28 protein-coding genes are annotated in these 25,760 nt (G+C 74.8%); 4 read left to right on the top strand and 24 right to left on the bottom strand.

The features are described 5' to 3' along the window. Nucleotides 1-68: 68 nt before the first annotated feature. The 24 genes from fliO to FKM96_RS12635 all read right to left on the bottom strand — a co-directional run bounded on the left by fliO (nucleotide 69) and on the right by FKM96_RS12635 (nucleotide 22,075). Complete coding sequence (gene fliO / locus FKM96_RS12750; RefSeq protein WP_147795548.1) at nucleotides 69-662, bottom strand: flagellar biosynthetic protein FliO; 594 nt, start codon at nucleotides 660-662, stop codon at nucleotides 69-71. After that, complete coding sequence (gene fliN / locus FKM96_RS12745) at nucleotides 662-1,375, bottom strand: flagellar motor switch protein FliN (protein ID WP_147795547.1); 714 nt, start codon at nucleotides 1,373-1,375, stop codon at nucleotides 662-664. Before fliN ends, fliO begins: the two co-directional genes overlap by 1 nt. Next, nucleotides 1,375-2,310, bottom strand: a complete 936-nt coding sequence (locus FKM96_RS12740; protein ID WP_147795546.1) for a FliM/FliN family flagellar motor switch protein — start codon at nucleotides 2,308-2,310, stop codon at nucleotides 1,375-1,377. Before FKM96_RS12740 ends, fliN begins: the two co-directional genes overlap by 1 nt. A 200-nt stretch (nucleotides 2,311-2,510) precedes the next feature. Further along, on the bottom strand, nucleotides 2,511-3,032 hold the full coding sequence (locus FKM96_RS12735; RefSeq protein ID WP_147795545.1) for a flagellar basal body-associated FliL family protein: 522 nt from the start codon (nucleotides 3,030-3,032) through the stop codon (nucleotides 2,511-2,513). A gap of 5 nt (nucleotides 3,033-3,037) precedes the next feature. Continuing rightward, nucleotides 3,038-3,958, bottom strand: a complete 921-nt coding sequence (locus tag FKM96_RS12730; protein ID WP_147795544.1) for a flagellar motor protein MotB — start codon at nucleotides 3,956-3,958, stop codon at nucleotides 3,038-3,040. Beyond that, nucleotides 3,955-4,722, bottom strand: a complete 768-nt coding sequence (locus FKM96_RS12725) for a motility protein A (RefSeq protein WP_147795543.1) — start codon at nucleotides 4,720-4,722, stop codon at nucleotides 3,955-3,957. The genes FKM96_RS12730 and FKM96_RS12725 overlap by 4 nt, the downstream gene beginning before the upstream one ends. Before the next feature lies 1 nt (nucleotide 4,723). Further along, on the bottom strand, nucleotides 4,724-5,047 hold the full coding sequence (locus FKM96_RS12720) for a flagellar FlbD family protein (RefSeq protein WP_147795542.1): 324 nt from the start codon (nucleotides 5,045-5,047) through the stop codon (nucleotides 4,724-4,726). Between the two features lie 213 nt (nucleotides 5,048-5,260). Then, nucleotides 5,261-6,454, bottom strand: coding sequence for a flagellar hook protein FlgE (locus tag FKM96_RS12715; RefSeq protein WP_147795541.1), 1,194 nt, complete (start codon nucleotides 6,452-6,454; stop codon nucleotides 5,261-5,263). Nucleotides 6,455-6,490: 36 nt separating this feature from the next. Continuing rightward, nucleotides 6,491-6,973 carry a flagellar hook assembly protein FlgD gene (locus tag FKM96_RS12710; protein WP_147795540.1) on the bottom strand — a complete coding sequence of 161 codons (483 nt, stop codon included), beginning with the start codon at nucleotides 6,971-6,973 and terminating at the stop codon, nucleotides 6,491-6,493. Nucleotides 6,974-6,988: 15 nt separating this feature from the next. Next, on the bottom strand, nucleotides 6,989-8,401 hold the full coding sequence (locus FKM96_RS21965) for a flagellar hook-length control protein FliK (RefSeq protein WP_147795539.1): 1,413 nt from the start codon (nucleotides 8,399-8,401) through the stop codon (nucleotides 6,989-6,991). Further along, nucleotides 8,398-9,660 carry a C40 family peptidase gene (locus FKM96_RS21610; protein WP_246854966.1) on the bottom strand — a complete coding sequence of 421 codons (1,263 nt, stop codon included), beginning with the start codon at nucleotides 9,658-9,660 and terminating at the stop codon, nucleotides 8,398-8,400. Before FKM96_RS21610 ends, FKM96_RS21965 begins: the two co-directional genes overlap by 4 nt. Further along, nucleotides 9,657-11,108 (bottom strand): FliI/YscN family ATPase, encoded by a 1,452-nt coding sequence (locus FKM96_RS12695; protein WP_147795538.1) that lies wholly within the window; start codon nucleotides 11,106-11,108, stop codon nucleotides 9,657-9,659. Before FKM96_RS12695 ends, FKM96_RS21610 begins: the two co-directional genes overlap by 4 nt. After that, entirely contained in the window at nucleotides 11,105-11,791 is a 687-nt protein-coding gene (locus tag FKM96_RS12690; RefSeq protein ID WP_147795537.1) for a FliH/SctL family protein, read from the bottom strand. The genes FKM96_RS12695 and FKM96_RS12690 overlap by 4 nt, the downstream gene beginning before the upstream one ends. Continuing rightward, nucleotides 11,781-12,788 (bottom strand): flagellar motor switch protein FliG, encoded by a 1,008-nt coding sequence (fliG, locus tag FKM96_RS12685; protein WP_147795536.1) that lies wholly within the window; start codon nucleotides 12,786-12,788, stop codon nucleotides 11,781-11,783. Before fliG ends, FKM96_RS12690 begins: the two co-directional genes overlap by 11 nt. Further along, nucleotides 12,788-14,386: a flagellar basal-body MS-ring/collar protein FliF gene (gene fliF / locus FKM96_RS12680; RefSeq protein WP_147795535.1), complete on the bottom strand. Its 1,599-nt coding sequence runs from the start codon at nucleotides 14,384-14,386 to the stop codon at nucleotides 12,788-12,790. The genes fliG and fliF overlap by 1 nt, the downstream gene beginning before the upstream one ends. Beyond that, the gene (locus FKM96_RS12675; RefSeq protein WP_147795534.1) at nucleotides 14,386-14,727 is read right to left on the bottom strand and encodes a flagellar hook-basal body complex protein FliE; all 342 of its coding nucleotides are present in this window, start codon (nucleotides 14,725-14,727) and stop codon (nucleotides 14,386-14,388) included. Before FKM96_RS12675 ends, fliF begins: the two co-directional genes overlap by 1 nt. Then, nucleotides 14,724-15,128, bottom strand: a complete 405-nt coding sequence (locus tag FKM96_RS12670) for a flagellar basal body rod protein FlgC (RefSeq protein WP_147795533.1) — start codon at nucleotides 15,126-15,128, stop codon at nucleotides 14,724-14,726. Before FKM96_RS12670 ends, FKM96_RS12675 begins: the two co-directional genes overlap by 4 nt. Further along, nucleotides 15,128-15,469 (bottom strand): flagellar basal body protein, encoded by a 342-nt coding sequence (locus tag FKM96_RS12665; protein ID WP_147797101.1) that lies wholly within the window; start codon nucleotides 15,467-15,469, stop codon nucleotides 15,128-15,130. The genes FKM96_RS12670 and FKM96_RS12665 overlap by 1 nt, the downstream gene beginning before the upstream one ends. Nucleotides 15,470-15,708: 239 nt before the next feature. Beyond that, on the bottom strand, nucleotides 15,709-16,152 hold the full coding sequence (locus FKM96_RS12660) for a hypothetical protein (RefSeq protein ID WP_147795532.1): 444 nt from the start codon (nucleotides 16,150-16,152) through the stop codon (nucleotides 15,709-15,711). Continuing rightward, on the bottom strand, nucleotides 16,142-16,585 hold the full coding sequence (gene fliS, locus FKM96_RS12655) for a flagellar export chaperone FliS (RefSeq protein WP_147795531.1): 444 nt from the start codon (nucleotides 16,583-16,585) through the stop codon (nucleotides 16,142-16,144). Before fliS ends, FKM96_RS12660 begins: the two co-directional genes overlap by 11 nt. 25 nt (nucleotides 16,586-16,610) lie before the next feature. Next, nucleotides 16,611-17,966, bottom strand: coding sequence for a flagellar filament capping protein FliD (gene fliD / locus FKM96_RS12650; protein WP_147795530.1), 1,356 nt, complete (start codon nucleotides 17,964-17,966; stop codon nucleotides 16,611-16,613). Nucleotides 17,967-18,160: 194 nt separating this feature from the next. After that, nucleotides 18,161-19,336 carry a flagellin gene (locus FKM96_RS12645; RefSeq protein ID WP_147795529.1) on the bottom strand — a complete coding sequence of 392 codons (1,176 nt, stop codon included), beginning with the start codon at nucleotides 19,334-19,336 and terminating at the stop codon, nucleotides 18,161-18,163. Nucleotides 19,337-19,449: 113 nt separating this feature from the next. After that, nucleotides 19,450-21,003: a glycosyltransferase family 2 protein gene (locus FKM96_RS12640; RefSeq protein WP_147795528.1), complete on the bottom strand. Its 1,554-nt coding sequence runs from the start codon at nucleotides 21,001-21,003 to the stop codon at nucleotides 19,450-19,452. Nucleotides 21,004-21,199: 196 nt separating this feature from the next. After that, nucleotides 21,200-22,075 carry a sigma-70 family RNA polymerase sigma factor gene (locus FKM96_RS12635; RefSeq protein WP_246854965.1) on the bottom strand — a complete coding sequence of 292 codons (876 nt, stop codon included), beginning with the start codon at nucleotides 22,073-22,075 and terminating at the stop codon, nucleotides 21,200-21,202. A gap of 376 nt (nucleotides 22,076-22,451) precedes the next feature. Here FKM96_RS12635 and flgN point away from each other — a divergent pair, with 376 nt between their 5' ends. The 4 genes from flgN to FKM96_RS12615 are packed head-to-tail and all read left to right on the top strand — an operon-like array spanning nucleotide 22,452 to nucleotide 25,759. Beyond that, nucleotides 22,452-22,937, top strand: a complete 486-nt coding sequence (gene flgN, locus FKM96_RS12630) for a flagellar export chaperone FlgN (RefSeq protein WP_147795527.1) — start codon at nucleotides 22,452-22,454, stop codon at nucleotides 22,935-22,937. Between the two features lie 49 nt (nucleotides 22,938-22,986). After that, nucleotides 22,987-24,423 carry a flagellar hook-associated protein FlgK gene (flgK, locus tag FKM96_RS12625; RefSeq protein ID WP_147795526.1) on the top strand — a complete coding sequence of 479 codons (1,437 nt, stop codon included), beginning with the start codon at nucleotides 22,987-22,989 and terminating at the stop codon, nucleotides 24,421-24,423. Beyond that, the gene (flgL, locus tag FKM96_RS12620; protein ID WP_147795525.1) at nucleotides 24,420-25,337 is read left to right on the top strand and encodes a flagellar hook-associated protein FlgL; all 918 of its coding nucleotides are present in this window, start codon (nucleotides 24,420-24,422) and stop codon (nucleotides 25,335-25,337) included. Before flgK ends, flgL begins: the two co-directional genes overlap by 4 nt. Then, entirely contained in the window at nucleotides 25,334-25,759 is a 426-nt protein-coding gene (locus FKM96_RS12615; RefSeq protein WP_147795524.1) for a flagellar assembly protein FliW, read from the top strand. The genes flgL and FKM96_RS12615 overlap by 4 nt, the downstream gene beginning before the upstream one ends. Nucleotide 25,760: the final 1 nt, after the last annotated feature.

Raw genomic sequence — 25,760 nt, 5'->3', positions numbered from 1 at the left:
GAGGTCCACGTCGGCGGTCTCGGTGGCGGGGCGCGCGGGACGCGCGGGGCCCGCCGTCAGGGCGGCGGTCACCGGCGCACCGTCCGCTCACGCAGGACCGCGACGGCCTGCTTCCAGGTGGACGGCGCCAGCACGGAGCCGTGCAGCGCGCCCTGCGCGGCGGGCGCGGCCATGCGCTCGAGGCGGGCGGCGTCCACGTCGGCGACCTCGAGGCCCACGAGACCCGGGACCGGGGCCGCGGCGGCCTCGGCGAGGGCGTCCTCGAACACGGGCGCCGGCGCGGCCGGGGCGGCAGCCGGCTCGGCCGCCCGCGTCCGCCGGGGCGTCGGCAGCACGGCGGCGGCGAGCGCCCCGAGCGTGAGCGGCGCGGCCGGGGCGGCGGCCTCCTCGTCGGAGGCCTCCTCCTCGGCGACGGCGTCGAGCTCGGTGAGCATCGTGACGTGCTGCTCGCCGTAGCCGAGCAGCAGCCGGCGGTCGCCGACCGCGACCACGACGACCCCGGCGTGGCGGCCGAGCGCCTGGCGCCCGACCACCTCGACGGCCGGGCCCGCGGGCCGGCGACGGCCCTTGCCCCACCCGGCGCGGCGCGCGAGGACCCAGATCAGGCCGATCACGCACGCGAGCGCCAGGAGGACGCGCAGGCCCAGGACGAGGGTGTCCATCAGATGGTGCCGTCCTCGCGCGCGATCTCGGTGATGCGGATGCCGAACTCCTCGTCGATCACGACGACCTCGCCGCGGGCGATGAGCCGGCCGTTGACCATGACGTCGGCCGGGCTGCCGGCGGCGCGGTCGAGCTCCAGGACGGCGCCCGGGGTCAGCTCCAGGACCTGGCGGACCGGCAGCTTGGTGCGGCCGAGCTCGGCGGTCAGGGTCATCTCGACGTCGTAGAGCACGTTGAGGCTCGCGCGCTGGGTCGGGACGCCCGGCGCCTTCGCGCTCGGCTCGGTGCGCAGGCGCAGGCCGAACCAGGCCTGGACGCCCTCGTCGGTGCCGAGCGCGACGAGGTGCGCGTCGGCGGGCAGCGCGGTGGCGACCGTCTCGGTGCGGGCGGCCTCGAGCACGCCGGCGCCGAGCTCGGCCACCGCGGCCTCCAGGGCCGGGCGCAGCGCGGCGGCCAGGTCGAGCGGGCTGCCGTCGGGGGCGCCGGCGGCGAGCGCGTCGCGCACGGCCTCGTCGGCGACCAGCACCACGTCGGCGCTGTTCGGGCCGACGAACGAGGCGACGACGGCGAGCGCGTCGGCGTCCGGACGGGCGCCGGCGGGGGCCGGGGCCGGCACCAGCGGCGCGGCGGCCGGCAGCAGGCGGGCGGCGGCGGTGGCCGCGGCGAGCGCGACCGCGGCGTCGGTGGTCTCGGCGGTGGGGACGGCGTTCATCAGTGCTTCTCCTCGACGGTGACGACCATGCAGGCGAGGCGGGAACCGTTGTTCCCCGCGGCGGCTCGCGCGAGCACGACCCCGTCCACCACCACGTCGAGCGGCTGGGACGACGGGTGGGACAGGGGGACGACGTCGCCGACGGCCAGGCCGACGACGTCGCGGGGGCGGACGACGACCGGCGCGAACCGGACGGCGACCTCGACGGGCACGTCCTCGACGGCGGCCTCCAGGTCGAGCACCGCGAGCTCGTGGGCCCGCTGGTCCTCGACGGAGCGGCTGCCGACGCCGTCGGCCTGCCGCACGGCGGCGAGCAGCACCTCGGCGGGGAACATGACGGAGGCGACGTCCTCGCGCTCCCCGACCCGCATGAGGAACGTGGCGACCAGCACCGCGTCGGAGGCGGGGACCGCCTGCACGAACTGCGGGTTGTACTGGACGGAGCGCAGCGTGACGTCGAGCGGCGTCAGCGAGGAGAAGGCGTAGCCGAGGTCGCCGAGGGCCGCGCCCATGACGCCGCGCAGCAGCGTCAGCTCGATCTCGGTGAGCTCGCGGTCCTCGCGGACGTCGCCCGTGCCGGGACCGCCGAGCATGTAGTCGATCCAGACCATCGTGGCGCTGACCGGGACCTGCACGACGGCGGTCTGCCGGGTCTGCTCGATGGTGCACAGCATCATCGCCGTGGTGCCCGGGAGGCCGCGCACGTACTCGTCGTACGTCTGCAGGCTCAGCCCGTCGAGCGTCACCTGGGCCATCGCGCGGAGGCGGGCGGTGAGCTGGTTGCCCCACTGGCGGGCGAACGTCTCGAACGCCATCTCGAGCACGCGGGCGTGCTCGCGCGCCATCGTCATGGGGCGGCGGAAGTCGTAGGGCTCGGGCACGTGCGTGCGCCGCCTGGAGCGCGCGGGGGCCTGACCCGTGGTGTGGACCGTCACGCCCACCCTGATCGGCGCGCGACCGGGTGATGTGAGAGGTCGCGGCCGGACTTTCTCCGCCCTCGGCCCGTCGTGGGCCGGCGTGCTGCGGAGCGATGTGGCGCCCTCCGTGGCGCCGTGGTTCACCGGATCGGGTGACGCCCCTGGTCAGGGGCCCCGGAAGGTCCGGTCGGACGGGGCGCGCGTCGCCGCGCGCGCCGTCACTGGGTGACGTAGTTCGTCAGGAAGACGTCGTACACCTCCCCGTGGTAGAGCTCGTCGAGCTGGGTCTTGAACTCCGCCTTCAGCTCCTCGCGCTTCGCGGGGTCGCTGACCTCGGACACGCTCCGGCCGGAGAACAGGGCGATCGCGGCGTCGACGGCCGGGCCGGTCTCCGGGTCGCCGTGGCCCGCGGCCTCGACGGTGAACTGCAGCTCGAAGCCGAGCCGCAGGTAGTGGCCGTCGGCCAGGTTCAGGCTCACGGGCTCGACCGCGACCACCGCGCCGGGCTCGGGCTCGGGCTCCGCGGCGGGTTCGCCGCTCCCGCGGCCCAGCAGCAGGTACGCCGCCGCCCCGGCCGCCACCAGGACGACCGCCCCGATGATCAGGAGCAGCTTCTTCTTGCCGCCGCCCTTCTTCTTCTCCGGCTCCGCGGCGGGCGCCGGAGCCGGGCTCCCGCCGCCGATCTTCTGGCCACCGCCGATCTTCTGACCGCCGCCGACCACGCGCTGCTCGATGGGCATCGCCCCTACCCTCCCGTCGTGCTTCCGGCTGCCACCGCGGGCAGCAGGGCGCGCACCGCCTCGGGTGCCGCGCTGAGAATGACCATGTCGACCCGCCGGTTGGCGGTCATCGCGTCCTCGCCGGTCCCCTGCACCAGGGGCCGGGTGTCGCCGTAGCCCACCGCCTGGATGCGGGTGCCCGGCATGCCGTCGCGCTCCACCAGGTACCGCAGCACCTGGGTGGCGCGGTCGGAGGAGAGCTCCCAGTTCGTGGCGTAGCGCCCCGAGATCGGGATGGTGTTCGCGTGGCCCTCCACCGAGATCTGCTCCTGGAGGGCCACGAGCGTGGGCGCCGCCAGGTCCAGGACCTGCCCCGCGGTGGGGGTCAGCGTCGCCGACCCCTGCGCGAAGAACACGTCGTCCGCGACCAGCCCGAGCACCAGACCGCGCTCGTCCACCCGGAACCGGACCTGGTCCTGCAGGCCGGCGCCGGTCAGCGCCTGGAGGATGTGCTCGCGCACCTCGTCGAGGTGGGCCGCCTCGGCCTGGGCCGCCGCGAGCACGCTCGGGTCGACCTGGGTCGGGTCGGCGGAGGTCTGCGGCGCGGGGTCGGACGCCTGCAGGCCGAGGCCCTCGTCGGCGTCCACGATCCCGGAGGTGCCCGCGTCGGGCTGGTCCTCGGTGATCGAGAGCCCGTCCAGCGTGCCGTCCGTGCCGTCGAGGACCGACTGGTTCACCGACCCGTCGCCGAACCCGGCCGCCAGCGACGCCTTGAGGGCGACGTACTTCTCCTGGTCGACCTGGCTGATGGCGAACAGGACGATGAACAGCGCCATGAGCACGGTGATCATGTCCGAGTAGGACACGAGCCAGCGCTCGTGGTTGACGTGCTCCTCCTCGTGCCCCCCGCGGCGGCCGCGGCCGCGGCCGCCGTGGCCGGAGCTCACGCGGCTTCCTTGGCCGCGGGCTCGTCGGGCAGCAGGCTGCGCAGCCGCTCACCCACCAGGCGCGGGTTGGCGCCGGCCTGGACGGCCAGCAGGCCCTCCAGCGTGACCTCCATCTGCGCGCACTCCAGGTCGGAGAACCGCTTGATGCGGGCGCCGATCGGCAGCCAGACGACGTTGGCCGACAGGATGCCCCAGAGGGTGGCGACGAACGCCGCGGCGATCGAGTGGCCGAGGGAGGCCGGGTCCGAGAGGTTCTCCAGCACGTGCACCAGCGAGATGACCGTGCCGATGATGCCGATGGTCGGCGCGTAGCCGCCCATGTCGGCGAAGTACTTGGACCAGACCTTCTCCTTGGTCCGCTTCGTCGCGATCTTGTCCTCGAGGATCATCCGCAGGTCGTCGGGGTCCGTGCCGTCGATCGCGGCCTGCAGGCCGCCGCGCAGGAACGGGTCGTCGATGTCCTTGGCGGCGTCCTCGAGCGCGAGCAGGCCCTCGCGCCGGGCGCGGTCGGCCAGGTCGACCAGGGTGTCCACGGTCGTGGTCGGGTCCGGCACCTTCTTCAGGAAGGACCGCGGCACCGCCTTGTAGGACTCGATGACGTCCTTCAGCGTGTGACCGGCGATGCCGACGCCGATGGTGCCCAGCCACACCAGGATGAGCGGCGGCAGGAGGAAGATCGACATCGGGTCCGCCCCCTCCATGATGAGGGCGGTGAAGATCGCGCCGAAGGCGACGACCAGTCCGATGAAACCGGCGGGATCCATGTCAGCGGCTCCTCGGTCGCAGGGGGACGGGGTCGGCGAGCGGCTCGTCGCCGTCGTCCTCGGCGGGGCCCGGCGCGCCGCCGGCGGCGGTGTCGCGGACCAGCTCGACCGTGGGCGTCGGCGCGGCCTGGATCTCCTGGGCGCGGGCCAGGAGCTGGGCGCGGTGCTCGTTGACCCGCGCGATGACCTCGGCCATCGACTCGCGGACGATGTACTTCGTCCCGTCGATGAGGGTCAGGATGGTGTCGGGCGCGCTGTCGACGCGCTGGAGCAGGTCGGGGTTGACCCCGAACTGGGCCCCGTTGAGGCGCGTCACGATGATCACAGCGGTGTCCCGTCCCTGGTGGTGCGTGTGCGGCGTGGCGCCGCCGCGGCCCGTCCGTGTGCCGCTCCCCCTGCCCATCGGACGCGGGGCCCGGTCGCTGAGGGGTTCTGCGCGGTTCGGAGGCTGGATTCCGGGGCCGTGCGGCCCGCGGTGGAGGCACGCTCCCGGCCCCGCCGACCGCGTGGGTCGGCAGGGCACGGGCGGCGGTGCGCGTCAGCGCTTGAGGTTGACGAGCTCCTGGAGCACCTCGTCCGAGGTGGTGATCACGCGGGAGTTCGCCTGGAAGCCGCGCTGCGCGATGATCAGCTGCGTGAACTCCGTGGACAGGTCCACGTTGCTCATCTCGAGCGAGCCGGACGACATGGTGCCGCGGCCGCCGGTGCCGGCGGAGCCGATCTGCGGGTCGCCCGAGTTCACCGTGGTGGTGAACAGCGAGCCGCCCGCCTTCGACAGGCCGGAGGGGTTGGTGAACGACGCCATGGCGATCCGGCCGAGGTCCTGCTTGAGGCCGTTGCTGAACGCGCCGTTGATCGTGCCGTCCGAGCCGAGGGTGAACGACTCGAGGATGCCGGCGGCGTAGCCGTCCTGCTTGTCCGCCGCGATGGTGTCGACGCCGGCCATGCCCGTGATGCCGGTGAGGTCGACGGTCACGCCGCCGAGCGCGAACGTGGTGTCGGCGAACGTCGGGTTGCCCGCGGCGTCGAAGGTCAGCGCCACGGAGCCCGTCGCCGGGTAGGTCGCGGTGCCGTCGGTCGCCGTCATGGTCCAGCCGGTGGCGCCCTTGACGAACTCGAGCTCGACCTCGCGGGCGTTGCCCAGCGCGTCGTACGCCTTGACCGAGACGGTCTTGGTCTTGCCCGTCTCGGCGTCCGCCTGCAGGTTGCCGGAGAACGGCGTGCGGGTGGTGGCCTTGGCCGGCATGACCGTGCCGACGCCGACCTTGATGTCGCCGACCGCGCGGGAGGTGTCGATGACGCCGTTGGCGTCCGCGGCCCAGCCCTGGACCATCGCGCCGTCGCCCGGCAGCACCATCTGGCCGGTCGAGTCGAAGTCGAACGAGCCGGCGCGCGTGTAGTACTGCTGCGTGCCCTGGCGGACGACGAAGAAGCCGTCGCCGGAGATCATCATGTCGGTGCTGCGGCCGGTGAGCTGCGCGGCGCCCTGCGTGAAGTTGGTGGTGATGCCCGCGACCTGCACGCCGAGGCCGACCTGCGCGGGGTTCTGGCCGCCGACGCCGTCCTGCGGGCCGGAGGCCGCGTTGAGCATCTGGCTCAGGGTGTCCTGGAACTGGATCTGGGACGCCTTGAAGCCGGTCGTGTTGACGTTGGCGATGTTGTTGCCGGTGACGTCGAGCATCGTCTGGTGGCTGCGCAGACCGCTGATGCCGGAGAAGAGGGAGCGGAGCATGGTGGTTCCCTTCGGGTGGGGTGGGCCGGACCGCGGTCAGGCGGTGGTCGTGGAGTCGGTGGGGGTGGTCGCGTCGTCGTCCGCGGCGGGCGGCGTGCTGCCGGCCGGGGTGACGGTCGCGACGGCGTCGAGCGGGAGCTGGGTCTTCCCGACGGTCAGGGTCGGCACGCTGGCGGAGTAGTCGACGCCGGAGACGACGCCGGTCTGGGTCTTCCCGTCGGCGTCCTTCCAGGTGACCTGCTGGCCGACGAGGTCGGCGGCGGCCATCCGCATCTGGAGCCCGAACTGCTCGCGGGACGACGCCTGGATCTCCGAGAGGGACTCCATCATCGACAGCTGCGTGGTCTGCGCCATCATGTCGCTGGTGTCCATCGGGCTGCTCGGGTCCTGGTTGGACAGCTGCGCGACCAGGAGCTTGAGGAACGTGTCCTTGTCGAGCGTCTTGCTCGGGGTGCTGGTGGTCGCCGCGGTCGCGTCGGCGGTCGAGCCACCGATGTACGAGACGGGGATGGCGGTCACGGGGGATCCCTCCGGTCAGACGAGCAGGTCGAGGCCGCCGGCGTGCGCCGACGTGCGGGTGGGTGCGGGGACGTCGGCCGCCGGGGCGCCGGGGCGGGCGCCGTCCGGCAGGCCCGCCGCGCGGCGGCCGGCGGCGTCGGTGCCGGCGCGGTCGCCGGCGCCGGAGCCCGCGCCGTCGGCGCCGAGCCGGACGTCCGAGGACAGGCCGGTGGCGGCGAGGTCGCGGCGCAGGTCGGGCAGCGACTGCTTGAGCGCGTCCCGGGCGGCGTCCGTCGCGCCGACCAGCTCGACGCGCACGGCCTCGGCCGTGATGTGCGCGACGACCTTGACCGGCCCGAAGTGCTCCGGGTCGACGTGGAGCGTGAGCACGTGCTGGCCGTTGCCCGCGGCGCGGAGCGCGGGGAGCTGCTCGCCGATCTTGGCGGTCAGCTGGTCCGACAGCGGGGCCGGCGCGGCGGCGGCCGCGGCCACCCGGTGCTGGACGGTGCCGACCTGCAGCGCCGCCGGGGCGGCCGCGGGGGCGGTCGGCGCCGGCGCGGGGGCCGCGTCGTCCGCCGGTGCGGCGGCGCGGGCGGGCTCGGCGGCCGACGCGGTCGCCGGGGTCTCGACGGCCGGTGCGGCGGGCGCGGTGGCCGTCGCGGCGGCCGCGGCGTCGGCGGGACGGCCGGCGGGAGCCGGGGTCACGGGGGCCGCGGCGGGCGCGGCCGCCGGGGCACCGGCGGGAGCCGGGCTCGCCGGGGCGGCGTCGGCGGCGGCCGGCTCGGCGGACGTCGCGGCCGCGGGTGCGGCGGGGGCGGTCGCGGGGACCGGGCCGGCGGCCTGCGCGACCGGGGCCGGGCCCGCGGAGGTCGCGGTACCTGCCGTGGCCGCGGGCGCCGGCGTGGCCTCGGCGTCGGCGGGGGCGGCGGCGGGCGCCTGGGCGGCGAGCGCGGCGGCGACCTCGGGGGCGACCGCGGCGGCCGGTGCCGGGGCCGCGGCGGCCGGCAGCACGACCGGCTGCGCGGCGGTCGCGGCGGCGGGGTCGACGACGGTCGCGGCGTCGGCGGCGGCCGGGTCGGCCTCGGCGCCGGCGTCGGGTCCCGCGGCGGCGTCCGTCGCGGGCTCCGTGCCGGCGCGGTCGGCGCGGTCCGTGCCGTGCCCGCGATCGGGGCGGCCGGCGCGGTCCGTGCCGCGCGTCCGGTCGGCCCCGGCGCGGTCGGCGCCCGGGCGGTCGGCGGGCCGGCCCGCGGTGCGGTCGGCGGCGGTGCGGTCGGCGGCGGGGCGGTCGGCGGACGACCGGTCCGGCTGCGCGGCCCGGTCCTGCGGGCCGGCGGCGAGCGCACCCTGCAGGACGGCGTCGAACCCGGTCGAGGCCGAGCGCCCGGCGGCGCCGGCCGACGCGGCGCCGGCGGCGCGCGCCGGGGCGGCGGGAAGCGTGCTGATGGTCACGAGGCGGCCCCCCAGAGGGACGTGAGCAGGGACGAGGTCGAGGTGCCGGCGCCGGCCGAGCCGGAGCCGAGGGCGCCGAGCGCCTGGGTGAGCGAGCCGGTCGCGCCCGACGCGGCGGTCGAGCCGGCGGAGCCGGTGAGCAGCGCCAGCGCGTTCTGCCCGGCGGCGGTGCTCGCGAGCGCGGAGGACAGCGCGGCGGAGGCCGGGGCGGCCGTCGGGGTGGCGGCGGCCTGCGGCAGGACCCGCCGGATCGTGGTCGGCTCGGCGTACACGTCGCGGATGGTCACCGACTTCCCCGGCTTCGGGGCGTCGATCATCTTCCCGTCGCCGACGTAGATGCCGATGTGCTTCCCGCCGTTGAGCACGACCAGGTCCCCGGGGAGCGCCTGGTCGAGCGACGGCACCGACTCCCCGAGGGTCGCCTGGTCGCGGGCGACCCGGGGCACCCCGGAGGTGATGCCGAGGTCGGCGAGCGACCGGAGCACCAGCCCGGAGCAGTCCAGGCCGCCCTCCGCGAGCGACTCGCCGCCCCAGACGTAGGGCGTGCCGAGGTACTTCTTCGCGGCCTCGACCAGGTCCTGGCCGGTGACCGTCGTGGACAGCGCGTTCTTGGGCACGGTGCCGAGGTCGGCGCCGGCGGCGCCGGTGAGCTGCGCGAGCGCGGTGGCGAAGTCGGTGCCGGCGGTCACGGACCCGGAGGCCGACGTCGCCGAGGACGCCGTCGAGGACGTCGACGCGACCGCCACTGCCGCCGGCTCCACGTACGCGCGGATCTCCGCGATGCGGGCCTGCACCGCCGCCACTCCCCCGGTCACCGGTCCCCCTCCGCGTCGGCCCCGGCGGGCACCGCGGCGCGGCGGCGGCCGGCGACCTCGTCCAGCACGACCTGCTCGGCCCCGCTGCTCCTCGGCGCGGACGACCGTCTCGTGCTTCTCCTGCAGCTTCTCGAGCGTGCGGGTCTGCGTGCGCGCGGCGGACCACGCCGCGTCGGCGGCGACCTCGTCCTGCGCGACGAGCACCTGCGCGCGCCGGTCGACCAGCAGCGCGGACAGCGCGAGCCGGCTGGCGACGACGGCCTGCACGCCGCGGGGGTCGGCGCCCTGCGGGAACACCGCGGAGCCGAGCGCGGCCTCGGTCGCGGCGGCGCGCGCCACGGCGGCGTCGCGGCCGCGGGCACTGGTCGCGCGCTGGGCGGCGGCCTGCTCCTCGGCGAGCGCGCGGAGGCGCAGCAGCCCGGCCAGCCGGAAGGCGCGGCTCACGGCAGGTCCCCCATCGCGGCGACGAGCGCACCGAGCCGCGCCCAGGAGTCGGCCGACGGCGCGCGCTCGTCCATGCCCTGCCGGAGGAAGGCGTCGATGTCCGCGCCGTGCGCGACGGCGGCGTCCACCAGCGGGTTCGACCCGGCGACGTAGGCGCCGACGTCGAGCAGGTCCTGGGCCTGGCGGCGCGCGGCCATCACGCGGCGGAGCCGGGTGGCGGCGGCCTTCTGGTCCGGGCCGGTCACGCGGGAGGCGACGCGGGAGATCGAGGCCAGCGCGTCGACGGACGGGAAGTGCCCGGCGACCGCGAGCGACCGCTCCAGCACGACGTGGCCGTCGAGGATGGACCGCGCGGCGTCGGCGATCGGCTCGTTGTGGTCGTCGCCGTCCACCAGCACGGTGTACAGGCCGGTGACCGAGCCGGTCGCACCGGTGCCCGCGCGCTCCAGCAGCTGGGCGAGCAGCGCGAACGTGCTCGGCGGGTAGCCGCGGGTGGCCGGGGGCTCGCCGACGGACAGACCGATCTCGCGCTGCGCCATGGCGACGCGGGTCAGCGAGTCCATCATCAGCACGACGTCGTCGCCGCGGTCGCGGAACCACTCGGCGATCCGGGTCGCGACGAACGCGGAGCGCAGCCGGACGAGCGGCGGCTCGTCGGAGGTCGCCACGACGACGACCGACCGGGCCAGGCCCTCGGGGCCGAGGTCGTCCTCGAGGAACTCGCGCACCTCGCGCCCGCGCTCGCCGACCAGGGCGATCACGGAGACCTGCGCGTCGGTGCCGCGGGCGATCATCGACAGCAGGGACGACTTGCCGACGCCGGAGCCGGCGAACAGGCCGAGGCGCTGACCGCGGCCGGCGGTGACCAGGGTGTCGAGCACCCGCACGCCGAGGTCGAGCGGCTGGGCGACGCGGGCGCGGGCCAGCGGGTGCGGGGCGTGCCCCGTCACCTCGGCGGCGCCGACGCCCAGCAGCGGGCCCTTGCCGTCGATCGGCCGGCCGAGCCCGTCGAGCACCCGGCCGAGCAGGCCGGGGCCGACCGGCGCCGTCAGCGCGGTGCCCCGCGGGCGCACCGGCATCCCGGCACGCAGGCCGTGCGTCGGGCCGAGCGGCATCGCCTGCGCGGAGCCGTGGCCGGTCGCGACGACCTCGGCGGGCACCTCGGTGCCGTCGCCCGGGTCGATGGCGACGAGCTCGCCGACGGCCGCACCGGTGCCGGCGACCTCGACCGTCAGGCCGACGACGCCGCGGACGGTGCCGACGCGCTCCGGCCGGGCGGCGCCGAGCGCCGCGCCCCACGCGGGGGTGCGCAGCAGCGCGGCGTCGTGCGCGGCGGGCGCCGGGGCGACGACCGGCGCGGTGCCGGCGGTCCCGGGCGCGGCGGCCGCGGGCGCGGCGGCCCCGTCGCGCGGGGTCGGCAGCACGGCGGCGGCGGTGGGCGTGCTCATGCGGCTCCGGCCTCCCCGGCGCCGGCGGCGAGGGCCGCCCGGGCGCGGTCGAGCGCCGCGCCGAGGCGCGCGTCGAGGTAGCCGTCGGGGAACTCGCCCACGGCGTCGCCGGGCGCGAGCGACGGGTCCGCGACGAGCTCGACGCCGGTCAGGTCGGGCAGCCCGGCCAGGACGTCGCCGCCGGCCGGGGCCTCGCCCTCCGGGAGCCCGCCCACGAGCGCCGCGCGCAGCACCGCGAGGTCCCGCGGGTGCAGCCGGACGGTGTGCACCTCCCGCGCCGGGTCCAGCGTGCGGACCCGGGCGAGCGCCGCCGCGGCGGACGTCGGCGCGTCCGACAGCTCGGCGCCGAGCAGGGCCGCGGCCAGGTCGAGCGCGGCCGCGTGCAGCGCGTGCTCGGCGGACGCGAGCACCGGCGCGCTGCGGTCGGCCGCGGCCCGGGCGCTCCGGGCCAGCACGGCGAGGGCGTCGGCGTGCTCGGCGGCGCGCCGCGCGTCGGCCTCGGCGCGCTCGCGCTGCACGCGGGCCGCCTGGGCCTCGGCGGCACGGGCGGCCTCCCGGGCGCCCGCGGCGTAGCCGGCCGCGTACCCCGCGGCGTAGCCCTCGGCGCGCGACGGCTCGGCCGTCGCGAGCCCGGCCGCGGAGCCGCCGAACGCCTGCGTGAAGGTGCGGGGCTCAGGAGACATACTCGTCCTCGCCCTCGCGCCGGATCACGATCTGGCCCGACTCCTCGAGGCGGCGGATCGCCTGGACGATGCCCGCACGGGCCTCCTCCACCTGCGAGAGGCGGACCGGGCCGAGCAGCTCGATCTCCTCCTCGAGGTTCTCCCGGGCGCGCTCGGACAGGTTGCGCAGGATCTTGTCCCGCACCTCGGGCGACGCGCCCTTCAGGGCGACCGACAGCTCGTTGGTCTCGACCTGGCGCAGCACCAGCTGCATCGCGCGGTCCTCGAGCAGCACGATGTCGCCGAAGACGAACATCCGGCTGCGCACCTCGTCGGCCAGCGCCTCGTCGCGGCTCTGCAGCCCCTCGAGGATGAGCTTCTCGGTGGTCGGGTCGGCGCGGTTGATGATCTCGACCAGCGGCTGCACGCCGCCGACGGCGGACAGCTCGTTCGGGGTCAGCACGGTGGAGGCCTTGCGCTGCATCGACTCGGCGATGACCGCGACGACGTCCGGGGACGCGCGCTCCATCAGGGCGATGCGGTGCGCGACCTCGGACTGCTGGTCCGACGGCAGGCCGGCCAGGATCGCGGACGCGTGCTCGGGGCGCAGGTGCGCGAGCACCAGCGCGACGGCCTGCGGGTGCTCGCCGTTCAGCAGGGACAGCACCTGGCGGGCGTCGGCGTGCTGCAGGAACTCGAACGGCTGGCCGGCCATCGAGGTCTGCAGGCGCTCGATCATGCCCGCGGCCTCGTCGCGGCCGAGGGCGCCCTCCAGCAGCTGGGTGGCGTAGCCGAGGCCGCCGTTGACGCTCGGGCCGATGGCCGACGCGGCGTAGAACTCCTCGACGACCTCGTCCGCGACCGTCGCGTCCACGCGCTCCAGCCGCATGATCTCGGCGGTGAGCTCCTCGATCTCGGCGGTCTCGAGCTTGGCCATGACCTTGGCGGCGCGCTCCCGGCCGAGCTGCAGCAGCAGCATGGCGGCCTTCTGGGTGCCGGTCAGCGTGGCGGTGGACATCAGCGCCGCCCGGCGGGGGTCAGCCAGCCGCGCAGGAGGTCCGCGACCTCCTCGGGCTGCTCGTCGGCGAGCGCGGCGATCTCGGCGCGCTTGACCGCGAGCGACTCGGCGACCGGGTCGATCTCGGCGGGCCCGGGCAGGGCCGGCGGGATCTCGGGCAGCTCGTCGAGCTCGGCGGCCGGGTCGGGGCCGTCCATCAGCGGGAGCTCGCCGATGTCCAGCGCCTCGCGCTTGCTCCGCCGCGAGCGACGGGCCAGCACGATCGCGACCACGATCACGACCAGCAGCAGGGCGCCGGCGATCACCGCCTGCCGGAGCAGGTCCGCGCGGCGGTCGGCCTCGGCCTGGGCGTCGGCGGCCGCGAGGGCCTCCGCCGCGGCGTCGGCGCCCGTGGTGTCGAAGGCCATGGCCTGCACCGCGATGGTGTCGCCGCGCGTCGTGTCGATGCCCGCGGCGGCGGTCAGGGTCGCCGTGAGCTGGTTCAGGTCGATGCCGGCCGCGGCGTTCTGGTCGACCAGCACCGCGAGCGACTGCTTCTCGACCGTGCCCGGGGCCACCGTGGTGACCTCGGTGACCTTGTTCACCGCGTTGCTGACGTCCTCGGTGGTGTTCGTGTAGGAGCCGGTGCCGTCGCCCTCGCCCGTGGGCACCGCGATGTTGTCCGGGCCGAGCACGCCGGTGGCGGTGCCGGAGCCCGAGCCCGTGTACTCCTCGGTCGTCGTCGAGGACACGAGCGGCGGGGTGTTCTCGGTGGCCGAGAACTCCTCGGAGGTGCGCTGGGTCTGGTCCTGGTTCAGCGAGGCGGTGACGGTCACGGCGGACTTGCCCGCGCCGACGACCTGGTCCAGCAGCGCCTGCACGGCGCCGGTGACCCGCTGCTCGTAGGCCGAGGTGGCCTCGTCGCCGGTGCCGCCGGTGAGCCCGGTGCCGACCTCGGACAGCACCTTGCCGGTGGAGTCGACGACGGCCACGTCGGTGGCCTTCATGCCCTCGATGCCGGCCGACACCAGGTGGACGATCGCCTCGACCTGGTCGTTGCTGAGCTGGGTGCCGGTCTTGGTGCGCACGAACACCGACGCCGTCGGGTCCTGCTGCTGCGAGACGAACACCGAGTCCTCGGGCAGCGCGAGCTTGACCGTGGCGGCCTCGACGCCGGACATGGCGCCGACCGTCTTCGCGAGCTCGCCCTCCAGGGCGCGGGTGTAGGTGGTCTGCTGCTGGAACTCGCTGGACGTCATCGACATCCCGTCGAGCAGCGAGTAGCCGTCGCCCTCGGCGTTGGCGGGCAGCCCCGCGGCGGCGAGCTTGAGCCGCATCGAGTACAGCTTGTCCTGCGGCACCATGACCGTGCCGCCGCCGTCGGTCAGCTCGTAGGACACGCCCTCGGCCGACAGCTGGTCGACCACGGCCGACGCGTCGGTGGCGGACAGCCCGGAGAACAGCGGGGCCAGCGTGGGCTTCGAGGCCCACGAGTAGATCGCGAACCCGCCGAGCAGGATCGCGGCGACAGCGATGATCGCGAAGGTCTTCTGCGGGAGCGAGAACTGCTTCACCGCGCCGCTCATGCGGCCGAACAGGGACTTCACCTGGGCGGGCATCAGGCCTGCATCCTCATGATCTCGGTGAACGCGTCGACGGCCTTGTTGCGCACGGCGGCGGTGAGCTCGAGGGCGAGCTTCGCCTCGGACGACGCGATCGTGTAGTCGTGCACGTCGTCGAGGTCGCCGGTGACGGCCTGGACGGCGAGCGCCTGGCTCGTGGACTGGAGCTGCTGGACGTGGTCGACGGCGCCGAGCGCCGCGGCGAACCCGCCGTCGGCCCCGGCGGTGCCGGTCGCGCCGGTCGCGCCGAGGCCCTGCAGGCCGGCGAGGTCCGACAGCTCGGAGAGGGAGGAGGGTCCGGTCACGCCGGACACCCCGCTGACGGGCTGGATGCTCACGAGTTCCGTCCGATCTGCAGCGCCGCCTCGTAGGACGACTTCGCGCGGTCCACGACCGCCGCGTTCGCCTGGTAGCCGCGCTGCGCCATGATCAGCTGCGTCATCTGGGAGGCCATGTCGACCTCGGGGTACCGCACGTAGCCGTCCTCGTCCGCGAGCGGGTTGGTCGGCTCGTAGACCACGCGGCCCTCGGCGGGGCCGAGCGCGATGCCGGACACCTGCGCGCCACCGCCGTTCGCGGAGGAGATCTCCGACGCCACGACGTACTTGGCCTGGTAGGCGGCCTCCGAGGTGGCGGTCGCGTTGTTCATGTTGGCGAGGTTGTCGCTGACCGCGTCGATCCACTTGCGGTACACGGTCATGCCGGTGCTGGCGATGCCGATCGCCCCGAACGTCGTCATCAGGAGGTCCTCATCGCGGTGCGGACGCCGGAGAACGTGCCGTCCACGGCCTGGGTCGCGAGCTGGTAGCGCAGCTGGGTGTCGACGTTCAGCAGCGTCTCCTCGTCGAGGTTGACGTTGTTGCCGTCGAGGCGGGTGGGCTCGAGGGAGCGGGCCGTGGTGGCCGACGCGGCGCCGGTGCCGGCGGAGACCGCGCGGGCGAGGGCGTCCTCGAACTGGACCTTCTTGGCGTGGTAGCCAGGGGTCTGGATGTTCGCCACGTTCTCGGCGATGGCGCGCTGGCGCGCGGCCAGGCCGTCGAGCGCGCTGTTGATCGCGACGTAGCTGACGGAGTCGAACATGCCCATGCAGGGTCACCCTCACCCGAGGTTGGTCCTGGTCGGCCTAATCCGTGGCCTGCTGCGCGAGCGATCCGTGCTCACGCGTCCCATCGGCGGGGCGCGGGTCGTGCTGAGGCGTGCGCCCGAGAAATGTCGCGGATCACTCGCGCGGCGGACGCGATTCGAACGGGTTGTCCGAATTTGCCGGAGAATGTCCGGCGGCCTTTGTGGGTGCTGGCACCCAGGCCCGCGGGCCGGTCTCAGCCCTCGACGTCGAGGTAGGCCGGGGCCGGGGCCGGGCGCGTGCGCAGCCCGTCGGCGGTGCGCAGCCGGCGGCGGTGCTCGGCGAGCTGGTCGGCGGTCCGGCGCACGAGGTCGCGCTGGCGCTCGACCAGCGCGGCGGCCCGCGGCGCGAGCGCGACGGGCAGCGGGCCGAGCCCGCGGGGGGTGCGCCAGGGCGCGGTGAGGGCGACGTCGGCCTCCGTGGGGGCCTCCGCGCTCTGGGCGCCGGCCAGCAGGACCTCGGCGCGCTCGGCCTCGAGCTCCATCTCGGCGAGCGCCGCCACCCAGGCGGCCTCGCGGCCGGCGCGTCCGGGGTCGGGCGCCTCGCGGTCGGCCGCGTGCTGCGCGGACCGGCCGTCGGCGTCGAGGGCGGTCCCGGCGGTGCTGCGCTCGACGGGCGCGACCGCCGTGTCAGCCGACACCGAGCACCCCGGTGCCGGTCTCGGCCGTGTCGAAGGCGGGGGCGCGACGCTGCGTCGGGACGTCGTTCGCGACCGTGAGCGCGGCCTCGCGCCAGGCGTCGGCCAGCGGCGCGACCAGGCCGCGGCACGCGGCGGCGCGGTCGGCGTCGCCGGCCATGCTCGCGCCGATCATCTCGGAGAGCAGGAACGTGTAGACCGAGAGCAGCCGGTCGCCGCCCTCCCACTCGGCCACGTTCAGGTTCGCGATGAACTCCGCGACGATCTCCTGCGCGTGGGCCAGCTGCTGCGTCCCCGTGGCGCGGTCGCCCGCGCGGAGCGCGACCTCCGCGCGCTCCAGATCGAGCAGCAGCCGGTCGTACAGCATGGTGAGGAGCTTCGCCGGTCCCGCGGTCGCGACCGCGTCGGCGAGGAACCGGGTCCGGGCGTCGTACACGGCGGTCCTTCCTGCAGGGCTCGGGTCAGTCGGAGGAGCCCGAGAGCTGCTTCAGCTGGGTGGTCAGGTAGTCGGACTGGGAGTTCAGGTTCGACAGCTGGACCTCCATCGCCGCGTACATCTGGGTCAGCGAGGCGCGTCGCGCCTCCAGCCGGATGTCCCAGTCGGCGATGCGGTCGGTGAGGTCCTTGACCTCGCTGTCGTAGCTCTGGACCTGCAGGGTCAGCGTGCCCTTGGCGGAGTCGGACGCGACCTCGCCGATCTTCTGCAGCGAGCCGGCGACACCCTGCACGGCCTTGCTCACCGCGTCGGGGTCGTTCGTGAGCGCCGTCTGGAACACGGTGGCGTCGAACGCGAAGGTGCCGTCCTTGCCGAGCGAGATGCCGATGCCGGCCAGCGAGGTGTTGCTCGCGGAGTTCGACCCGGCGGCCAGCAGCGACTGCTGCAGGGCGCGCACCGTCGCGTTCCCGGAGAACAGACCCGCGGTGACGATCGCGGTGCCCTCGTCGTTCGTCCCGGTCTTGCTGGTCGTGTAGGACGTGATGTCGCCCAGCACGGCGTTGAGGTTGTTCACCAGTGCCTGCGCGAGCGCGGACAGCTTGGAGTCGTCCCGGGTCACGTCGACGGTCACCGGGTCGGTCGTCTTGGCGGTCACCGTGACGTTGACGCCGGTGACGAGGTTCTCGAAGACGTTCTTGGACGACTTCACCTTCTGCTCGGCGCCGCTGCCGGGCCACAGGACGATCTCGGCATCCGAGGCGGGGCGGATCGTCTTCTCCTCGAACGTCGTGTCCGACCCGGCGTTGTCCACCGTCATGCTGAAGGTGTTCCCCTTGCCCGTCTCGGTCCCGGTCAGCTGCAGCCGGTACTCCGGCGCGGCGGCGGTGCCGACGTTGAGGGCGGACGCCTTGACGCCGGTGCCCTCGGCGTTGAAGGCGGCGACGATGTCGCCGATGTTGCTGCTCAGCGCCTTGACCGAGACGGTCTCGCCGTCGGCACCGGTCAGCGTGAAGGTCGGGGTGTCCGAGGAGTAGGCCGTCGGCAGCGTGTACAGCGTCGACTGCGACGCCGCGACCGAGTCGACCCGGAACGAGACGCTCGACGGGCGGGCGTCGGAGGTGGTGGTCGCGGTGACCGACTCGGCGGAGGACTTCGCCTTGACGGCCTCCCAGGACGAGGCGGTCGCCGCGGCCTTGGCGGCGGCGGTCAGCGACGCGACCTTGGTGTTGAGGGCCTGCAGCGCGGTGGACTGCGACGACAGCGTGCTCTTCTTCTTCGAGAGCAGCGTCTGCTGGTTGGCCTCCAGCGCGATGGTGGAGTCGATCAGGTCTGCCGTGGGGAAGTTGCTGATCAGCCCGGTGCTGAAGGTGATGCCGGCCATCGGGGGGTGTCCTCCTGGTGCGGGGTCCTGCGGGTGCCCCGGGGATCGGGGCCGAGATGCGACGCGGGCGGCGGTGGACGGTGCGTCCACCACCGCCCGGGTCGGTCGTGCTGGTCCTGCTTCACGTGCGCCCTCGGCGGGACGCCGACCCCGGCCCGCTCACCGCGAGGGTGGACGGGCCGGAGCCGGACGGCTCACTGGAGGAGCTGGAGCACGCTCTGCGGGATCGACTTGGCCTGCGCGAGCATCGCCGTGCCGGCCTGCGAGAGGATCTGCGCCCGGGTGAACGAGACCATCTCGGACGCCATGTCGGTGTCGCGGATCCGGCTCTCCGAGGAGGTCAGGTTCTCGACCGCCACGTTGAGGTTGTTGATGGTGTGGTCGAAGCGGTTCTGGACCGCACCGAGCTGCGAACGCACCTTCGACACGTCGGTGATGGCCGCGTCGATCTTCTGGATGGCCTCGGTCGCACCGGACTTCTGGCTGAAGACCGGGGACGCCGCCGCGACCTCGGAGGCCGTGGCCCCGGTGGCCGGGGTCTGGCCCGTGAAGGAGACGCCGGTGGTGCCGGCGGCCGCCACCGTGACCGAGGTGCCGAACACCTTGGCCGCCGCGGCGGTGATCTTCGTCAGCGCACCGGCCGCGTCCGTGACGCCGGTGTAGTCCACCGAGGCCAGGTCGAAGGACTTGGAGCCGACCGTCACGGTGCCGTTCAGCGCCTTCAGGGCCTCCAGGTCGGTCGGGTCGGCCGTGACGGCGACCGAGCCGGCGGTGCCGACGACCGCGTTGGTCACGACGGCCGAGCTCGCGTCCGTCGCGACAGCGGTCACGTCGATGCCGTTGACGTCCAGGCCCGTGGCGGACAGGCCGCCGGTGCGCTTGAGGTCGACGGTGATCTTGTCCTGGTCGGACGTGTTGGCGCCGACCTGGAACGTGCCCGAGTAGTTGCCGTCCAGCAGCTTGGTGCCGTTGAACTGCGTGGTGTCGGAGATGCGGGTCAGCTCGGTCTTGAGCTGGTCCATCTCGTCCTGGATGTTGCCCTTGGCGGTCTCGGAGAGGCCACCGTCGTTCGCCGCCTGCACGGACAGGGTCCGCATGCGCTGCAGGATCGAGTGCGTCTCGGTGAGCGCGCCCTCAGCGGTCTGGACGACGGAGATGCCGTCCTGGGCGTTGCGCACGGCCTGCTTGGTGCCGCCGATCTGGGCACGCAGGCCCTCGGAGATCGCCAGACCAGCAGCGTCGTCCGCCGCGCGGTTGATGCGCAGGCCGCTCGACAGCTTCTCGAGCGACTTGCTCAGGTCGTTCTGCGTGTTGGACAGGTTGCGGTACGAGTTCAGCGCCGCGATGTTCTGGTTGATCGAGAGAGCCATGATGGTTCTTCCTCCGTGAGTGGGCTCAGGGGCGGCCCGTCCGTGGGCACACCCTGGTCATCGGATGCCCGCCGGGACCTCTGAGAAGTTTTCCGCGACGGATCCGAAGTTCGTCAGGCGGCGGCGCCGACCAGGCCGGGGGCCACGATCTGCAGCTCCGCCAGCAGCTCCGCCTCGTCCTCGGCACGCACGTGCGCGAGGGCGTCCTCCAGGCCCGCGAGGCCGCGCTCGTCGCCGTAGGCGCTGTACGCCAGGGCGCCGGCCAGCGCGCGCTGGCGCGGGTCCCCCTGCGGGTCGGCCGCGATCAGCACCAGCGGGCACGCCTCGGCCCGGCCGGCGCCGCGCAGGTCCGCGGACCACTCGGCCGCCTCCTCGAGCGGCATGGTCGGCGCGAGGTGCGCCGCGCCGGCCGCCACGGCGGCGTCGCCGGGCCGCACCTCCTGCATCCAGCCGAGGAATGTGCGGGCCTCGGCGGTCGCGTCCATGGCGCACCATGTCACGTACTGCCGCCACATCGCGTCGGGCATCTCGGCCAGCAGGCACCGGCACTCGTCCGGGGTGAGCACGCGCACCAGCCCCCCGGCCGCGCCCGGGGCGACGCCGCGCCGGATCGCGTGCAGCGCCGCGAGGACCGCGCGCCGGCGGTCACCCGTGACCGTGCGCGCCCACAGCTCGGTCGTCACCAGAGTCGCCCGGTCGACCCGTTCGCCGTGGCCGTTGACCGTGGTGGTCGGGATCCGCTCGAGCGCGGCGAGCGCGCCGACGGCGTCCCCGCGCTCCGCCAGCACCTGCGCGCGGGTCGCGAGCGCGAACGCCGGGTTGTCGTCGTTCGCCTCCCAGACGCCGAGCCAGCGGTCCGCGGCAGCGTCGTCGCCCAGCACGACACCGGCCAGGTAGACCGACCGCGCGAGGAGCACCGCGTTGCGCGGGGAGGCGAATCCCGCGGCGCGCAGCGCGTCCGCCTCTGCCAGGGCACCGGCGTGGTCCCCGGACATCTGCAGCGAGCGCGCGAGGTCGACCCGGTGCAGCTCGAGCGCGACGGCGTCGCCGGCCTCCCGCGCCGCGGCGACCTGCGCGCGGGCGAGCTCGACGTTCCGGGCACCCTTGTCCTTCTCCGCGACGACGTCAGGCCGGTAGCCGCTGTGCCGCAGCTCGATGCCGGCGGCGGGGCGCTGGACGTCGGCGGGGCGCCCCGTCGCGAGCAGCACGGGCTGCTCGTGCAGTCGGCCCGCCCAGGCGTGCAGGTCGCGCCGGAACACGCGGGACCCGGCCAGCACGGTGTCCGCCGCGCCCAGGCCGAGCGGCAGCGCGGGGCCCGCGGCCAGGTTCCGGATCAGCACGGTGTGCGCCACCCCGCCGTCCCGGCCGAGCGCGGCGCGGAACGCCTCGGCGTCGCCCGTCACCACCTCGTCCGCGTCGACGGAGAGCACCCAGTCGCCGGTCGCGTGCGCGAGCGCGCGGTTGCGCGCGGCGCCGAAGTCGTCGTCCCAGTAGCCCTCGACGACGACGCCGGTGTGCCGCCGGGCGATCTCGACGGTGCGGTCCGAGGAGCCGGTGTCGTAGACGACGACCTCGTCGGCCCAGGCGACGGACGCGAGGCACTCGTCCAGCACGGCCTCCTCGTCCTTGACGATGAGGACGGCGGAGACGGTGGGGCGTGCAGGCATGACGTTCCTCCGGTCGGGTGACTGCCCTGCCGATCGGCGCCGTCACGCGGCTCCTGAGCGTTCGGACGGGGCACGCCCGGCCCCGGCGGTCCCCGGACGCGACGAGGGCGCCGCCCGCGTGCTGCGGACGGCGCCCTCGGGCGTGCGTGAACGTGCTGCTGCTGCTGCGCGCCGGCGGCCCGGCGCGCGGGCGGTCTCAGACCGCGGCGGTGGTGATGCGGTCGGAGCCCTCGAACGGCGTCGGGACGGTCCGGGCCTCCTCGGCGCGGTGGCCGGCGGCGGTCATGGCGGCGCGCGAGGCGACCGCGGCGAAGTAGGTCCGGCGGCGACGCTCGGCGACACCGTCCGGGCGCTCGGCGACCGGGACCAGCTCGGGGTCGAGGCTGGCGTTCAGCCCGTCGCGCATCAGGGCCAGGCCCTCGGTGCGCAGCTGGCTGATCCGGGACTGGGTGACGCCCAGCTCGTCGGCCAGCTCCGCGACCGACCGGTCCTGCAGGAACAGGCCCTCGATGACGGTGCGCAGCCGGTCGGGCAGCGTGTCGACCGCGGCGCGCAGGTAGCGCAGCCGCTCGCCGATGATCACGTTGTCCTCCGGGCCGGGCGCCTCGTCGCGGACGAGGTCCGCGACCGGGTGCACGGTGGCGTCCATCGACAGCACGCGGCGCTCGGCGTCCTGGCGGGCCTGGTCCACCGCGGCGAGGTCGGTGCCCAGCGCGCTCGCCAGCTCCTCGCGGGTCGGGGTCCGGCCCAGCGTCGCGGTGAGGCGGTCGCTCGCCGCGGACAGCTCGCGGGCGCGGTGCCGGGCGCCGCGGGACGCCCAGTCCATCGAGCGCAGCTCGTCGATCAGCGCGCCGCGGATGCGCAGCGCGGCGTACCGGGGGAAGGGGACGCCCGTCTCCGGGTCGTACGCGCGGGCGGCGAGCACCAGCGCGAGGTGGCCGGCGGACACGAGGTCCTCCCGGCTGACGGTGGCGGGGACCCGGGAGAGGACCTCGCTCACGTGGTACCCCACGATCGGCATGTGCGCGACGACGAGGTCGTCGGCGGCGGGGGTGGCTGCAGAGCTGTTCACGAACCGGTTCTCGGCGGGGGTGAAACCCGGCTTGAGCCTTTGTTCTGAAGTTCCTGAGGACCCGATCTATGCGACTTCCGCGGCCATTTCGGACGTACCGGAAAGACAAATCGGACATCCGCCGACATAGTTCCGGCCACAGATGAGGAGTTGTGACACACGTCACACTCTGGACATCGCTGTCCTGTCAGATACACGGACTGACCAGTCGGTTCAACCCGGCCCGCCGGGGCGGCGACGCGCGGGTGACCACGAGGTGTCCGGTTTCGCTCAGGACCCCCCGCCCCGTCCCGATAGGAGAGGCATCACGCCGCGGCCGGCACCCCGAGCCGGGCGTCCCGACCGCACCACCGCTGCTTCGAAGGGGGAACGCCCGATGGCCCTGAGCCAGCTGTCCGACGTCCTGTGGACCGAGCGCCGCCTGCTCGAGCTGCTGCTGTTCAAGCTCGAGGAGGAGCAGCTCGTGCTCACCAGCGGGCGCACGCGGTGGCTGGCCCACGCCACGCGGGAGGTCGAGACGGTCCTGGAGCAGATCCGGGACGCCGAGCTCGGCCGCTCCGTCGAGGCCGACGCCGTCGCCCTGGAGCTCGGCCTGGAGCCGGGCGCCACGCTGCGGACCCTCGCCGAGCACGCCCCCAGCCCGTGGGACGACCTGCTGCAGGCGCACCGCGACGCCTTCGTGCAGCTCACCACCGAGATCGGCCAGCTGGCTGACGGCAACCGCGAGCTGCTCGCCATGTCGCACCGCGCCACGCAGGAGACGCTCATGTCGCTGCAGGAGTCGGTGCAGACGTACGACCCCCAGGGCCACACCACGGCCGAGGCCGACCGCAGCGCGCAGCTGCTCGACCGGTCCTTCTGACCCGGCCGCCTAGGCCACCCGACCTGAGACACCCGAGGAAGAGGACCCGTTGAGCACCTTCTCCGGACTGGGCACCGCCCTCAGCTCCCTGATCGCGCAGCGCCAGGCGCTCGAGGTGTCGGGGCAGAACATCGCGAACGCGAACACCGTCGGGTACACCCGGCAGCGCGCCGCGATGGCCTCCCTGCCGGCCGCCACCGTGCCGTCGATGTTCTCGACGAGCAACGGCGTCGGCATCGGCACCGCCGTGACCGGCATCGACCGGCTCGGGGACGCGTTCCTCGACGCCCGCGTCCGCAACGAGACGTCCGGCGCCTCGCGGCTCGCCGCGGTGGCCACCGAGTACAAGACGCTCGAGACCACGATCGGCGAGCCGAGCGCCACGGGCTTCTCCAAGGACCTGTCGGCCTTCTGGAGCTCCTGGTCCGACGTCGTGAACGACCCGACCTCCGACTCCGCGCGCTCCGTGCTGCTCCAGCGCGGCAAGGCCGTCGCCGACCGGCTCTCGACGATGCACCAGGACATCGGCACCCAGTGGCAGCAGGCGCTGACCACCACCTCGGCGCTCGTGACCCAGGTCAACACCACCGCGGCCAACGTCGCGGACCTGAACACCCGCATCCTCGCGATCACCAACGCGGGCGGCTCGGCGAACGAGCTGATGGACCAGCGCGACCAGCTCGTCACGCAGCTGTCCGGCCTGGTCGGGGCCTCCGCGCGGATCCGCGACGACGGCTCCGTCGACGTCATGGTCGCCGGCAACGCCCTGGTCTCCGGGAGCACCGCCAACCAGCTCGCCGTCTCGGGCAAGAGCCCCGCGTCGCTCGGCGACGCGATGAAGGCCGGCGCCGAGCCCGTGTCGATCGTCTGGGCCCGCAACGACAACCCCGCCGGCATCGAGGGCGGGCGTGTCGCGGGCCTGCTGACGACGCTCGCCCCGCAGAGCGAGGGCGGCGTGCTCACCAGCGCCGCGGCGCAGGTCGACGCCGTCGCCCAGACCCTCGCCGACTCGGTCAACAAGATCCACACGACCGGCTACACGATCGACGGCTACGGCGGCCCGACCACGGGCGGTGCCTTCTTCACGTACGACACGACGAACCCCGCCCGCAGCCTGGCCGTCGCCATCACCGACCCCGCCGGCGTCGCGGTCGCCGCGGCCGGCAAGGGCGCGCACGACAGCAGCGTCGGCCGGGAGCTGGCCGCGCTGGCGAAGTCCACCTCCGGCGCCGACGCCACCTGGGCCGCCTTCGTGGTGGACCTCGGCGTCCAGTCGGCCAGCGCCTCCTCGCGGGCCACCGTCGCCGAGGCGGCGCGGTCCACCGCGTCCGCCGCGCAGCTCGCGCAGACCTCCGTCGACACCGACGAGGAGACCGTCAACATGCTCGCGTTCCAGCGGGCCTACGAGGGGGCGGCCCGCGTGCTCACGGCCGTCGACGAGATGCTCGACACGCTGATCAACCGGACGGGGGTGGTGGGCCGATGACCACGATCGGCCGCGTCACGCACTTCACGGTGCGGAACTCGACGCTCAACAACGTGCAGGGCAACCTGCAGCGGATGGCGGACCTGCAGGCGCAGATGTCCTCCGGCAAGAAGATCAACGCCGCGTCCGACGACCCGTCCGGCACCGCGGACGTGCTCCGCCTGCAGGGCGAGCAGCGCCAGCTGGCGCAGTACGACCGGAACGCCTCCGACGGCGAGGCGTGGCTCACGACGATCAACGACGCGCTCACCACCTCGCTGTCCACGCTGCGCAAGGCCCGCGACCTCACGGTCCAGGGCGGCAACGGCGCGCTCGGCATCAACTCGCGGGTCGCGCTCGCCCAGGAGATCGAGGGCCTGCGGGACAACCTGCTGGCCCAGGCCAACACCACCTACCTCGGGCGCTCCGTGTTCGCGGGGACGACCGCGGGCACCGCGTTCACCGACGGCACCACGCCGGTCGGCGCCCCGGACCCCGCGTACACGTTCTCGGGCGCCGGCGTCGACGGCACGGTCACCCGCACGGTCGCCAGCGGCACGAACATCCGGGTCGACTCCTCCGGGGCGGCCGTGTTCGGCGAGGGCACGGACTCCGTGTTCGCGCTGCTGGACTCCATCGCGGCCACGCTCCGCGCCGGCGGCGACCCGTCGGACCAGCTGGACGCGATCGACGGCCACCTCGACGCGATGACGACCGAGGTCGCCTCGGTCGGCGCGCGGCAGAACCAGATCGACGCCGCCCAGGACCTCATCTCGCAGAGCACGCTGACCGCGACCACGCGGCTCAGCGCGGTGCAGGACATCGACCTCGCCCAGATCATCCTGGACCTCGGTGCGCAGGAGGTCGCCTACAAGGGCGCCCTCGCCGCGGGCGCCAAGGTCCTCCAGCCGACTCTCCTGGACTTCCTCCGATGACCGCTGAGCTCGCCGACGCCCCGCGTCGCACCCACCTGCCCGAGCACCTCCACCTGCGCGCGCCCATGCCGGGCCTCGCGGGGTACGAGGACTTCACGCTCACCCCGCTGGACGACGTCGGCGTCCTGTACGCGCTGCGCGCCGAGCCCGCGGGCGCCCGCCCGGTCCGGCTGTTCGTCGTCGACCCCGACGCGTTCTTCCCCGAGTACGCCCCGGCGATCGCCGGCGACGTCCTCGCCGCGATCGGCGCCGACCGCGAGCACGCCGTGCGCCTGGTCGTCGTGCGCCCGGCCGACGGCGGCGAGCCGCCCACCGCGAACCTGCTGGCCCCCCTCGTCGTCGACCCGGTGACGGGCGCCGCCGTGCAGACCGTCCTCACCGAGGACTGGCCGCTGCGGGCACCGCTCGCGCCGGCCGCCTGAC

The sequence above is a fragment of the Cellulomonas sp. Y8 genome, assembly GCF_008033115.1.
Classification (GTDB): Bacteria; Actinomycetota; Actinomycetes; order Actinomycetales; family Cellulomonadaceae; genus Cellulomonas.
The sequence above is the reverse complement of the archived record's forward strand: the minus strand, read 5'-3'. Positions and strand labels throughout refer to the sequence as shown.